Origin of the sequence: Paenibacillus favisporus (genome assembly GCF_040545415.1) — a bacterium.
Lineage (GTDB): Bacteria > Bacillota > Bacilli > Paenibacillales > Paenibacillaceae > Paenibacillus_AQ > Paenibacillus_AQ favisporus.
This window is the reverse complement of the sequence record NZ_JBEPLV010000008.1, coordinates 117,552-130,230: the sequence shown is the minus strand read 5'-3', so window position 1 is coordinate 130,230 and position 12,679 is coordinate 117,552. Positions and strand designations below refer to the sequence as shown.

Sequence of the window (12,679 nt, the reverse complement as noted above, 5' to 3'; positions counted from 1 at the left end):
CAGATCATTGATGGATGTTTGCATTCGATTGGGCTTGTTCACAGCAATGACATAAAATTGCCACATCGCCATCATACCATATCACGGATCATTACAATATCAAATAAGTGTGACAATTTTGAAAAAAGTCAGGTAAATGCTGGATTATTGGCGGTATTGCCCGGTCACCATCAGCAGCGCTTCCGGCAGCTGGTCCATAATGGCCGCCAAGTGCTCGTGCACGCCCTTGGGCGAGCCCGGCAGGTTGACGATCAGCGTCCGTCCGCGGATGCCGACAATGCCGCGGAACAGCATCGCCGCGCGGTTCTTCTGCATGACGGTCGCCCGCATGGCCTCCGCGATGCCCGGCACCTCCCGCTCGATGACCCGGCGGGTAGCCTCCGGCGTTACGTCCCGGATCGCCAGCTCCGTACCTCCGGTCGTGAGCACCAGGTCCGCCTGGAAATAATCGGTTAACTCAATGAGCGACGCGATAATATCATCCTGCTCGTCGGGAACGATGCGGTATTCCACGATCTCCCCGCCCAATTCCTCCTCCACCAGCTCCCGGATGACCTGTGCGCTCGTATCTTCACGTTCACCTCGGGCTCCCTTATCGCTTGCCGTCAGGATCGCTGTTCTCCACACCATAAGATCACCCCTCCTCCTTTAACCCTAAGTTCTTATCTTTGTGAACCGTCTGATCCGAGCAGGTCCTTCTTCGACTATACTCAAGCTTCGCGGCTGTAGTCGCCGCTCTTGCCTCCGGTCTTGGATTCCAGCCGGGTCGGACCGATGACCATATCCTTCTGCAGCGCCTTGCACATGTCGTAGACCGTCAGAGCGGCAGCCGATACGGCGGTCAGCGCCTCCATTTCGACACCGGTCTTGCCCGTAGTCTTCACAGTTCCTTCTATATAAAGTTCATCATTTCCGTTATCGTTGAAATGAATATCAATGCCTGTCAGCGGCAGCGGGTGGCACATCGGAATGATATCCGACGTTTTCTTCGCCGCCATGACGCCGGCAACGGAAGCGACGGCGAGCACGTCTCCTTTGCCGATCCGCCCTTCCTTGATCCGCGCCAGCGTTTCTGGCGCCATCGTGACCGTCGTGCGGGCCACCGCCGTACGCGAGGTGACGTCCTTCTCCGATACGTCTACCATTTTGGCCCGGCCTTGTTCGTTAAAATGCGTCAGATCCATCGTCAGCCCCCTTGTTCATCGTGTATATCCCTTGGTCGGTTATGAGGACCTGAAGACGGGCGTCGTTCTCGTCCATGGGGACGCGGTCCACTACCTGCGGCGCAAAACCGATCCCGGCCCACACAGGCATGGTACCGTCCCCGGCCGGAGCGCTCCATCGTTCGTAAAGCCTGTCGTAGTAACCCGCACCGTACCCGAGTCTCCCACCTTCGAGATCGAAAGCGAGACCGGGCACCAGCACCGCATCCGGCAGCATTCCGTCTTGCTCGGCCTGCACCCGCTCGGGGTCCGGCTCCAGGATGCCGTATGCGCCGGCCTGAAGCTCGTCCCACCGCCGCAGCCGGTGAATCGTCATGGAACGATCCCCGGGATGGCAGCGCGGGACGTACACATCCACGCCCCGAAGCCAGGCCCGCTCGATCAGCGGCCGCGTGTCCAGCTCGCTGCGGAACGGAACGTACACCATCACGCTTCGGTATCCAGCCGCTTCCATCCACGCCGATGCATGACGGCTTGCCTGGTCGGAAGCGCGTCTCCGCTCCTCTTCCGGCAGACCATCCCGCATCTGCCGCATGGCAAAGCGAAGACGCGCCTTCTCTTCTTTCATCCAAGCCGCCCCCTGTGGCATCCAACGACGCTTTCGATTTTCAGTCCTGCATCCGTTGATTTGCTCTTATCTTACCACTGTTGCTTCTCTTTCGCCAAGATTGTCCCGAAGTCCTGCACTGCAAGTCGCGCATTCTCAGTATTTCATGTAAACTGATCTTATTAAGATGATAGATGGAGGTTGCAACGTCACATGCTTCTTCAAGCGAGTGGAATCAAAAAATTATTCGGCATCACTCCCGTGCTGGAAGGCATCAACCTGCAGGTTCAGGAGAGGGAACGTATCGGCCTCGTCGGCGTCAACGGCGCGGGCAAGTCGACCCTTCTGCAAATTTTGGCAGGGGAAATGTCCTATGACGGCGGGCAAATTTATAAATCGAAGGAAACGACAATCGGGTATCTCGCCCAGAACAGCGGGCTGCAATCCGACCGTACCATTTGGGAAGAAATGCTGGATGTGTTCACCCCTTTAATTGAGACGGAAAAAGAGCTCCGGGTGATGGAGCAGCAGATTGCCGATCCGGCGGTCATGGATAATCCGAAGAAATACCAGGATCTGCTGGACCGTTATGCTTCCCGTTCGGATTGGTTCAAAGACCACGGAGGCTACGAAATGGAAACGCGGATCCGCAGCGTGCTGCACGGCATGGGCTTTGGCAGCTTTGCGCCGGATACCCCGATCGCCACACTCAGCGGCGGGCAGAAAACGCGGCTTGCGCTGGCGCGCATCCTGCTACAGGCCCCGGACCTGCTCATGCTCGACGAGCCGACCAACCACCTGGACATTGCGACGCTGACCTGGCTCGAGGACTATTTGCGCGCGTATTCCGGATCGCTGCTGGTCGTATCCCATGACCGGTATTTTCTGGACCGCCTCGTGACGACCATCGTCGAGATCGAGCGGCATCAATCCAAGCGGTATACGGGCAATTACAGCCGGTATATGGAGCTCAAGGCGGCCGAGTACGAATCCCAAATGAAGATGTATGAGAAGCAGCAGGACGAGATCGCCAAGATGGAAGCTTTTATCCAGCGCAACATCGTCCGTGCGTCGACCACCAAGCGGGCCCAGAGCCGGCGCAAGGCACTCGAGAAAATGGACCGGATGGACAAGCCGCTCGGCGATTTGAAGAAGGCCCACTTCTCCTTCGAGGTCGAGTACATGTCCGGCAAGGAAGTGCTGCAGGTGCGGGACTTGTCCGTGTCGTTCCAGCCGCCGAAGGCGCTGTTTAAGGACGTATCCTTCGACCTGCGCCGCGGGGAAACGGTCGCGCTCATCGGGCCGAACGGGATCGGTAAATCGACCCTGCTCAAGTGCCTGATCGGAACCAGCCAGCCGCAGACTGGAGCGATCCACTGGGGGACCAAGGTTAAAATCGGGTATTACGACCAAGAGCAGACCAACCTTAATCCTTCCAATACCGTGCTCGAGGAGCTTTGGAGCGCCTACCCACACATGGAGGAGGCCCGGATTCGTACCGTACTCGGCAACTTCCTGTTCAGCGGCGAGGACGTGCTCAAGAAAATCGCTGCGCTCAGCGGCGGCGAGAAGGCTAGGGTATCACTGGCCAAGCTGATGCTGCTGGAAGCCAATATGCTTATACTGGACGAGCCGACCAACCATCTGGATCTCTTCAGCAAGGAAGTGCTGGAGTCGGCTCTGATCGATTACGAAGGCACCCTGCTGTTTATTTCGCACGACCGGTACTTCCTGAACAAAATGGCCGAACGCATTATTGAGCTTCATCCCGAAGGGACCGAGCATTACCTCGGCAACTATGACGACTATGTAGCGAAAAAACAGGAGCTGGAGGAACTCAGCCAAGAAGCGCTTGAGCAGGCAGGCGGAGCCGGGGCGAAGAACAGCCCCTCCAAACCGGAGGCAGCAAACGATAACAGCGATAAATCCGGCGTATCTTCGTTCGAGGCCGACAAGCAGGCCAAGCGCGAGGAGCGAAACCGGCAGCGCAGGCTTGCCGCGCTCGAGGAGCAGATCCAGAGCCTGGAGGAAGAAATTTCGGAACTTGACGCGGAAATGGCCAAGCCGGAGGTCTACCAGGACTACCTCGCCCTGCAGGAGCATCAGCAGCAGCAGGAAGAAAAGAAAAACCAGCTGGAAACGATTTATGCCGAATGGGAAACATTGGCCGCAGAGTAAGCCGATTTTCAGCAAATGGAGCCGGCGGAAGCACAAATGTTCGAACTTTTGTCAAATTTACAAAAAAAGTTTTGACGTTAAGATTCCACTTATTCACAGCCTTATCCCCAAAAAAAGTGCATAACTTCCAACAAAGGATGGCCTTAAGGGCCATTTTTTGTTGAGCAAATGCGCCTCTTTGTAAAATATCCATCTTTATCCACCAAATTATCCACATTATCCACAGTTCCCACAGGAAACCTGTGAAAAACCTATCCCCTATTTTCACCCCCCTATAAACCAGCGATTTCATTAAGAAACAGGTGGTTGTGCACAATTTCGGTGGAATATGTGGATAACCTTGTCCACATCTTGACAAGGACCAGGTCCTAAGATATAGCCCCAAAATAGGTCCTTAGCCTGCCGATTCGCCGATTCTTCCGACAAGAATGACAGGAACCTTCGACGGCATAAAGGCCTTTTCGCCCCCTATCGTCGGACAACAACCGCCATATCCGTCAAAGATGCAAAACAGCCTGCTGTCTCTTCAACGAGACAACAGGCTGTTCATAATTTACAAGGTCTATGTTTGCTGATTTCCCTCCGGCTCAGGCCGGATCACATGATCGGGAAAACGTACGACCGGCTTTCAAGCGCGGACGGACCATTCCTCCAGCGAAAATTGCGGCATCGCCCGCAGGTCCAAACCGGCGAACTGCTGCTCCTTCCATTTCAAATAAGCAGCGGCTCCGATCATGGCCGCATTATCCGTGCAGTATTTAAACGGCGGGATAATCAGCTCGATGCCTTCCTGCTCGCACTGGCGGGACAGCTCCGCCCGCAGGCCCTTGTTCGCCGCCACGCCTCCGCACAGCAGCAGCTGCTTTGCATGGTAAGACTTCACCGCGCGGATCGACTTCGTGACGAGCACTTCCACGACGGATTCCTGGAAGCCGCGCGCAATCGCGCCTTCCGCGGCCGGCTCCCCGCGCATCTTGCGCTGGTTCACCACGTTCAGCACCGCCGACTTCAAGCCGCTGAAGCTGAAATCGTAGCTGTCCGGCTCAAGCCAGACCCGCGGAAGCGGAATGGCCTCTTCGGATTCCAGCGCCAGACGGTCCACGTGCGGGCCGCCCGGATACGGAAAGCCGAGCGCCCGCGCCACTTTGTCGTATGCCTCGCCGACCGCGTCATCCCGCGTGCGCCCGATGACTTCGAAGTGGCCCTCTTTTTCCAGGTAGACCAGCTCCGTATGCCCGCCGGAAGTCACCAGCGCCATACACGGGTACTTCAGGTCGGCCACCAGGTTGTTGGCGTAAATATGGCCGGCGATATGATGCGTGCCGATGAGCGGCTTCGAGAGCGCAAACGCCAGACTGGTCGCCGCGACGACGCCCACAAGCAAAGCCCCGACGAGGCCGGGGCCTTGGGTGACGGCAATCGCCGACAAGTCCTGCGGGGTGATGCCCGCGGCCTGCACCGCTTCCTGAAGCATCAGCGTAATATTCTCGACATGCTTGCGGGAAGCGACCTCCGGCACGACGCCACCGAACGCCTTGTGGGTTTCGATCTGGCTGGCGATCAGGTTGCTGAGCACCTCTTTGCCGTCTTTGACCACCGCGACGGACGTTTCGTCACAGCTCGTTTCCACCGCCAGAATATAGCATGGTTGTGATTGTATGTTGGCTTGATTCATTTGTGTACTTTCCTTCCTAGCCGCGGGCGTTCTGACTGCGGTCCGGAAACAGCTCGGCCCACATGATCATCGCGTCCTCCTGGTTGTCCGAATAATACCCTTTTCGGAGTCCGGCCGGCTCGAATCCCATTTTCATATATAAATTTTGCGCCACCCGGTTGGAGACCCGGACTTCGAGTGTCATCCGTTTCATTCCAAGCTGCGAGGCTGTCTTCATCAGTTCAAGCAGCAGGCGCTCTCCCCATTTGCGGCCGCGGTAAGGGGACAAAACGGCAATATTCGTCACATGCGCTTCGTCAATGACCGTCCACATCCCCGCATATCCGACAGGTTCCCCTTTCCATTCCATCATCATATAACGCGCAAAATGATTATGCGTCAGCTCGTTCCGGAACGCTTCCTCCGTCCAGGGCAGAGTGAATGCGTCATGCTCGATCACCATCACGGCGGGTATATCCTCTAATGTCATCGGACGGAAGGTTAATCCTTCCGCGTCCTGTTTGATCTCCTGCTCCATGATTGTCAAAAGACTCCCTTCACGGCTTGCGCAGGAGCTTTTCAGCTTCGGCAAGCTGCGTATAGTTTGGCACCAGGGCGTGCAGCTCATCCCGCTCTCCCCGGAGGAGGCGGTCCGCACCAAGCTGCCCTACCGGCTCCCCTTTCATATCACAGGAAGTCAGATGAAGCCGGTCCCCCAGCATCGGATGCAGCCGCTGCGCCGCTTCCTGATGATTGCCGATCTCGCCGACAAAATGGACGGCAGCCGGCCATTCTTCTTCCGGCATGGACAAGAGGAGCTGCTCCAGCTCCTCCACCCACGGCTGCATCAGCCGGATGGCATCGTCCTTCTTCCGCTGCGGGATGACCGCCTGCCCGGCTGCAAACAAGGCCGTATACGCCTGGCCTCTTCTGGCGTCCACGAGCGGAATGACCCAGCTCGTTCCGCCAGGAGCCTGTGAGTCCGGGCCGGCCATCAGTCCGCTCCAGGCCAGCGCATGCAGGCTGGAAATGCTGGCGACCGGCACGTTCCAGGCCCAAGCCAGCGTCTTGGCGGCCGTGACGGCAATCCGGGTTCCGGTATAAGAACCCGGGCCAACGCCCACGGCGACGCCGTCGACTTGGGATGCTTCCACGCCGGCTTCCCGGAGGCCTTTCTGGATCAAAGGCAGCAGATGGACCGAATGATTCCGCTCGCCTGAAGCCTCGATCGTATGGAGCACGCGGTCGTTCTCCATGACTGCCAGCGCCAGGCAGGCCGTCGAGGTATCAAGCGCCAAAAACCGCCGCAGCGGATGTGAATTCTCGTTATTCATGTTGATACGACTCCATTTCTGTTCAAACTGCCGACCCATTCTTCATAAGGCTGCCCATACCCCCGGACCGTAATGCTTCGCTCCGTGAGGCCGGCAGTCTCGATGTAGATATGCATATGCCGGTCCGGCAGCAGTTCTTCGATGATTTGCGACCATTCGACCAGGCTGACGCCGTTTCCGAAGAAGTATTCGTCCAGTCCCAGATCCTCGGCCTCCTCCAGAGACACCCGGTAGACATCCATATGGTAAAAGGGCAGACGCCCTTCGTATTCCTTAATAATGGTGAATGTGGGGCTGTTCACAACATCCTGCACCCCAAAATGCCTGGCGAACGCCTGCGAAAAGGCTGTTTTTCCCGCCCCCAGATCGCCGTCCAGGCCGATCACGGTCCCCGGTTCCGCTACGCCTGCCAGCCACGCGGCCAGCGCCTCCGTATCCTCGGGGCTGCGGGAGGAATAGATGTACGGTTTCCCGTTATGATTGCTTTCCACGATGGGACTCCACCTTCTCCTTCCAAATCCTTGAATGCAACTTGCCCTTAATTATATCGGTCAACCCTGACACCCGCAAGGACTGGGGGCCGTGTGTTCCGGTCAGCCTTATCCCTAATCCTCGAGGATGGTCAGCTGCGGCCACTGCCGCTTCCAGTTTTTCGACCGTACCCGGCTGATATAGTAGGCTCTATCCTCAAACCGGGGACTTCTGCGTACGACGAGGCCGAACAGATCGTCCAGCCCGTAAGGGGCCAAGATCTCCAGCCTGTTCCCGGAATCCAGGCGTGCGCCGACTGCGGTCGCCGTCTCCGGCCACCAGCTGACCGCGTCCTCCGAGGAACAGTAAGGAGGATTGCCGTTGCGGATATGCATGCGCGCCTGATTTTTAACAGACCATTTATCATTGCCGGTTTGTTCGATCAGATTCTGCTCCAGCTGCCATTCGCGCTCCTCTGACAGATCTCCCGGATCATAGAAAATAACGTCAATATCGGTATGGGCCGCCTGGTTCGCAAATCCGTGCAGCCGGTCCCACACCGTCCCCCTGACGTACCCGGCCGCGATGTAGCACTGCGGAAGCCCAAGCTCCCGAACCCGTTCCAGATCCTTCATTAAAAGATCATTTTCCAGGATATATTGCCGTAGACGTTCTTCGTAGGACATACGCATCCTCCAATTCCTTTGGCGGCTCATCCGCCGTGTTCCTTCATTATATCACGGAATCACAGAAGTACCGTTCGGGGAGAAAAGCGACCAGCGGACTCCCGCGGCTTCCTGCCAATGAGCAAAGCCCCTGTGCCGGAAGGGACAGGGGTTATATTTCGAGCGTAAAGCGTGAATGATCGTATCGAAAACTATTTTCGTTTCTTTTTCCATGGCTTGATGACCGAAATGATGAATATAACCAGCGTCAGAACGATCTGGATGAAGACGAACGCATTTCTGAGACCATGGTTGCGGAGAAATCCAGGGTCTTCAAGCGCCGCCGGCCCCAACGTCTCCAGCAGATAGAGATTGGCAAGCATCAGTTTATCCACGACGAAAATGCCGATGAACGTCTGCAGCAGAAACAAAATCCATTTCACGGTCAGCCAGCGGTGCCTGAAGAAGCCCCATGGCGTAAAAAAGCCGTACACGAAGGCGACCGCCAGCGTCCCCACGGCCCCCGTCCGGATCACACCGTCGCTGATGAGCACGATGACTTTATAAGATTTCAGCGTATCTTCATAGCTGTCTAACCCCAGTGCAAAGTTGACGGTCACCGAGCTCAGAATGCCGCCAAAAAACAAGGACACCAATACGATATGCACGATCTTCAGCCATTTCATGGCGGGTGCGCTCATTTTCTTCACATTTGTCCTCCTCCCTTCCCCCAAGCCCGCAACTTTCGGAGTCAGGCCATAATTCCTATCCTACCGGCCGGAGATTGCAAACCTGTGACAACGATGTACGCAATCCGTGAAATTTGGCGGCAAGCCCCAGCAGCCGCGGAATATAGCGAATCAGGGGAGCCGCAGAATCGACAATCATTTTAGGAAAACGGCCATTCGACAAATCTCCACTGACCGGAGTTGTCAGTGAAGTGTGGGTATGATGGGGTTAAAGGGCAAACAGCCCGCAAATTTGCCAATGCGCTGACAGCATCGTCTGCCGGCTTTACATTAAAAAATGAACATGGAGGAGATTCAAATGGAAAAAGCTCTCAAGGATCGCAAACCAATCGGATATGTATTCATTCCCGGGGCGGGACTGGACGCCCAAATATGGGACAGGGTGGCAGGGGAGCTGCCGGCGCCTTGTCTGACGGTGGACTATCCGGGCAGAGGAACGAATAACGGAGGAACAAGCAAGCTGTCCTTAAAGGATTATTGTGCACATGTAAAGGAGCAGATCTCCAGCTGGGATGTGGAAAAATTCATTCTGGTCACTCATTCTCTCGGCGGTGTACTCGGTCTGAGCATCGCCGCCGAAATGGCGGACCGGGTCGCCGGTTTTGCCGCCATCGGAGCGGTGATCCCGGCAAGCGGGGGATCGTTCACGTCCGCCTTCCCTTCAGGGCAGCGGCTCCTGCTGCCCCTGATGATGCGCTTGTTCGGGACCAAGCCTCCGGAACAAGCCATCCGCCGCGGTCTCTGCAGCGATCTCACCGAGGAGCAGGCCGACGAAATCGTCCGCCGGTTTACCCCCGAATCGATCCGGGTCTACACGGACCGGGTAGAGGCTGCTTCCCGGCTTCAGGTCCCTTCCCTGTACATCAAGCTTGGTCAGGATCAGGAGCTGAAGCCAGGCCTGCAGGACAAGATGGCCGAAAATCTGGGCGCGCGCGTCGAACGACTTGAGTCCGGCCATCTGCCCATGCTGAGCCACCCGGATGAGCTGCGTCAGCTGCTCCAAAAGTTTGGTACCTCGGTGTCCGCGGCAGGGTAACGAGCAGCCGGCGGCCGGGCACACCTGTCTGCATGATTGGAGGAGCGCCCTCTTCCTCTTTTACTTGTTACCCGGAGACCTTGTGATGACCAACTGAATATCAAAATAAAAAAGTGCGTAATCACCTTACGCACTTTTTTCTATCTCTTTTCCCGGGTCTATGGACTGCCTATCAACCCGCTCAAGATTCGGACAAAACCGCCGTCTCTTCCCCGGCCAGCACCGGTCCGCTCTCCCATACCCGACTCGGAATTTCGCGCCTGAGTAACGGCAGCACTTCCTCCGCGAACCGCTGCAGCTGCTCTTGCTGCTCCGACTCGGTCAGCCCATCCACGCCGATGCTCAGCACCGTATGGCCAAACGCCTCATGGTAATTCAATATTTTCTCGATGACCTTTTCAGGGCTGCCGATCAGCGCCGGGCCGTTCTCGATCTGATCCTCCAGGCTGTGAAAAGGCGATTGGTTATGCTTTGCCGATTCCGTTGCGCTGAAGGCCGTATAATAAGGCCGATACCGCCGGATCGCTTCCTCGGTCGTATTTCCCAAGTACAGGCTCCCGGAGCCCGCGCCGACGACCGCTTTGGCGGGATCATGGCCGTAATAGGCAAGACGCTCGCGGTAATGATCGATCAGCGCTTTATACTTGGCCTGCGGATGGAAGGCGTTGGAGGAAAAAATCGGCTCCCCGAACTTGGCCGCCAGCTCGGTCGAGCGCGTACTCGAGGCGCTGCCGTGCCAAACCGGAATGGAGGCCTGGTACGGACGAGGGAACGTCGTCACCTCCTGAAGCGGCGGCCGGTACTTTCCTTCCCAGGTGACGTTTTCCTCAGTCCACAACCGTTTCAACAGCCTGTACCGCTCTTCCATCGAATCCCACTGCTCTTCCTCCGTAATGCCGAACAGCGGATAATGCCGGGGGTCGTTTCCTTTGCCGATGATCATCTCCAGCCGGCCGCCGGACAAATGGTCCAGTGTGGCATAATCCTCAGCCACCCGCACCGGATCCAGCACGCTCAGCACAGTCACGGTGGTGAGCAGGCGGATGCGGGTCGTGCGGGATGCGATGGCGGTCAGCACGACGGGCGGCGCCGAGGACAGGAAGGGAGCTCCGTGCCGTTCTCCCACACCGTAAGCGTCGAAGCCGAGCTTCTCGGCGAGGACCGCCTGCGAGATGACGTTGCGGAACTTTTGCTGCGCGGTCAAGGACTCCCCTGTTACTGCATTGGGAAGATTCATCATAAGGCTAAATACAGCCACTTTCATATGGCATCTGGCCTCCTATCCATTCAAAAATCAGTTGAGTTCGGTCGGCTGCTCCAGGCGTGGTCCGGTACCTGCCGCTTCCTTCCGTTTCCGCAGAAGGAGCGCCAGCGGAATGGCCAGCGCCACCAGCGCGCTCGCGAACAAAAACGCATCGTCGATGCTCCGCGTGTAGGCCTCGCGGCGTATCCATTCCGTGCCCTGCGCAGCATAGTTAGCGTGCAGACGGGACTCGTGCACGCTCATCCGCGCATAAAACACCGATGTGAACATGCCGAGCGCTCCCGCGCTGAATAGCTGCCGCAGCCAGTTGATCAGGGCCGACGCATGGCCCGATTCGGACTGCGGAACCGCCGCCATCGCCGCGCTGGTCGCTGGGGTCAGCGACAGCCCCGTGCCGACGTTGCGGATCGCCAGCCAGATCATGACGGAGACGAGCGTCGTTTCCGTGCCGAGCCGGCTGAAGCGAAAAGTCGTCACCAGCAGGATCAGGCTGCCCAGGGCAATCAGCGCTGCCGGCCCAAAGGTGCGGTAACCTTTCCCCGACAGGAACGTGGCCAGGGTCAGACACGCGGCCGCAGGGAGAAAGAGCAGCCCGACCTGAAAAGACGACAGCCCTTGAACTTCTTCCAGGAACAGCGGAACAAAGTATACGCCGGAGTAGAGGGCAAAGGACAGGATCAGCGATACACCGAGGCTCGCGGCAAACGTGAAATTGCCGAACAGCCTGAGGTTCAGCAGCGGCTCCTTCGCGCGCAGCTCGACCCGGATGAAGAGAACAGTGCATGCGCCGCCGATCAGGAGGCAGCCCCACGTCCAAACCGACTGCATGCCCCAGGCGTGCAGGTTGCCGAACAGCAGCAGAATGGCAAGGCTGCCCGCGGTGGCCAGCAGGAGTCCGGCGGCATCCAGACGCTTTTGCGGACCCCGGATATCCTTCGGTAACAGGATGCGGCCCGCCAACCAGGCCAGAATGCCGGCCGGCAGCGTCACGAGAAAAATCAGGTGCCAGTCGTGCTGTTGAAGCCACCCGCTAACCGAGGGGCCCACCGCCGTGCCAAGCACCGTCGAAAACGACCAGACGCTGACCGCTAGAGGCTGTCTTCCTCGCGGCAGCGTCTGATAAATCATGGCCAGGGACACGGGCTGAATCAGTCCGCACCATAAGCCCTGCAAGATGCGGAAGAAAATCAGCGCATGAATATTCCAGGACAGGGAACACATCACGGAACTGACGGTGATTCCGGCCAGCGACAGCAGAAACATCCGCCTGCCGCCGAAACGGCTGGAGAGATAGCCGCTGACGGGAGCAATCATGCCGAAGGCCAGCGTAAAGCCCGTAATGATCCACTGCACGGTCCCGAGGCCGGTGTGAAAGATGCCGATAAAGCCGGGCAGCGAAACGTTTAAGGAAACCATCGGATACATGCCGACAAAGGAACCGCAGAACAGGGTGAGCAGAACCGGCCAAAACGGCAGACTGCCCTGCCCCTCTTCGGCCTTTGCCGCGGCAGCATTCATCGTGACTGACAATTCATAACCTCCCGTTCAGGTGGCGGCC

At 57.5% G+C, this 12,679-nt stretch carries 13 protein-coding genes; 2 read left to right on the top strand and 11 right to left on the bottom strand.

Annotated features, from left to right (window positions below):
* Positions 1–144: 144 nt before the first annotated feature.
* From ABID47_RS29205 to ABID47_RS29195, 3 genes are all read right to left on the bottom strand, one after another.
* A complete protein-coding gene (locus ABID47_RS29205) occupies positions 145–630 on the bottom strand; it encodes a MogA/MoaB family molybdenum cofactor biosynthesis protein (RefSeq protein WP_076174928.1) in 486 nt (161 codons plus the stop codon).
* Between the two features lie 80 nt (positions 631–710).
* Positions 711–1,184 carry a cyclic pyranopterin monophosphate synthase MoaC gene (gene moaC, locus ABID47_RS29200; protein WP_251672867.1) on the bottom strand — a complete coding sequence of 158 codons (474 nt, stop codon included), beginning with the start codon at positions 1,182–1,184 and terminating at the stop codon, positions 711–713.
* Positions 1,165–1,791 carry a 5-formyltetrahydrofolate cyclo-ligase gene (locus ABID47_RS29195; protein WP_251672865.1) on the bottom strand — a complete coding sequence of 209 codons (627 nt, stop codon included), beginning with the start codon at positions 1,789–1,791 and terminating at the stop codon, positions 1,165–1,167. Before ABID47_RS29195 ends, moaC begins: the two co-directional genes overlap by 20 nt.
* A gap of 192 nt (positions 1,792–1,983) precedes the next feature.
* Between ABID47_RS29195 and ABID47_RS29190 the strand changes: the two genes are divergently transcribed.
* Positions 1,984–3,948: an ABC-F family ATP-binding cassette domain-containing protein gene (locus ABID47_RS29190; RefSeq protein ID WP_354502206.1), complete on the top strand. Its 1,965-nt coding sequence runs from the start codon at positions 1,984–1,986 to the stop codon at positions 3,946–3,948.
* 628 nt (positions 3,949–4,576) lie between these two features.
* Here the strand turns inward: ABID47_RS29190 and tsaD are convergent.
* The 6 genes from tsaD to ABID47_RS29160 form a co-directional block, all read right to left on the bottom strand.
* On the bottom strand, positions 4,577–5,623 hold the full coding sequence (tsaD, locus tag ABID47_RS29185) for a tRNA (adenosine(37)-N6)-threonylcarbamoyltransferase complex transferase subunit TsaD (protein WP_354502203.1): 1,047 nt from the start codon (positions 5,621–5,623) through the stop codon (positions 4,577–4,579).
* Between the two features lie 16 nt (positions 5,624–5,639).
* Positions 5,640–6,140, bottom strand: a complete 501-nt coding sequence (rimI, locus tag ABID47_RS29180) for a ribosomal protein S18-alanine N-acetyltransferase (protein ID WP_354502200.1) — start codon at positions 6,138–6,140, stop codon at positions 5,640–5,642.
* 19 nt (positions 6,141–6,159) lie between these two features.
* On the bottom strand, positions 6,160–6,936 hold the full coding sequence (tsaB, locus tag ABID47_RS29175; RefSeq protein WP_354502197.1) for a tRNA (adenosine(37)-N6)-threonylcarbamoyltransferase complex dimerization subunit type 1 TsaB: 777 nt from the start codon (positions 6,934–6,936) through the stop codon (positions 6,160–6,162).
* Entirely contained in the window at positions 6,933–7,427 is a 495-nt protein-coding gene (tsaE, locus tag ABID47_RS29170; protein ID WP_435530683.1) for a tRNA (adenosine(37)-N6)-threonylcarbamoyltransferase complex ATPase subunit type 1 TsaE, read from the bottom strand. Before tsaE ends, tsaB begins: the two co-directional genes overlap by 4 nt.
* 114 nt (positions 7,428–7,541) lie before the next feature.
* Complete coding sequence (locus tag ABID47_RS29165; protein ID WP_354502195.1) at positions 7,542–8,093, bottom strand: nucleotidyltransferase family protein; 552 nt, start codon at positions 8,091–8,093, stop codon at positions 7,542–7,544.
* 191 nt (positions 8,094–8,284) lie between these two features.
* A complete protein-coding gene (locus ABID47_RS29160; RefSeq protein ID WP_354502742.1) occupies positions 8,285–8,773 on the bottom strand; it encodes a DUF2269 domain-containing protein in 489 nt (162 codons plus the stop codon).
* Between the two features lie 346 nt (positions 8,774–9,119).
* On the opposite strand from ABID47_RS29160, the gene ABID47_RS29155 reads away from it, so the two are divergent.
* Positions 9,120–9,857: an alpha/beta fold hydrolase gene (locus tag ABID47_RS29155; protein WP_354502192.1), complete on the top strand. Its 738-nt coding sequence runs from the start codon at positions 9,120–9,122 to the stop codon at positions 9,855–9,857.
* A gap of 181 nt (positions 9,858–10,038) precedes the next feature.
* On the opposite strand, the gene ABID47_RS29150 is transcribed toward ABID47_RS29155, so the two are convergent.
* Positions 10,039–11,121 (bottom strand): LLM class flavin-dependent oxidoreductase, encoded by a 1,083-nt coding sequence (locus tag ABID47_RS29150; protein ID WP_354502189.1) that lies wholly within the window; start codon positions 11,119–11,121, stop codon positions 10,039–10,041.
* Between the two features lie 30 nt (positions 11,122–11,151).
* The gene (locus ABID47_RS29145; protein ID WP_354502186.1) at positions 11,152–12,651 is read right to left on the bottom strand and encodes a DHA2 family efflux MFS transporter permease subunit; all 1,500 of its coding nucleotides are present in this window, start codon (positions 12,649–12,651) and stop codon (positions 11,152–11,154) included.
* Positions 12,652–12,679 lie beyond the last annotated feature (28 nt).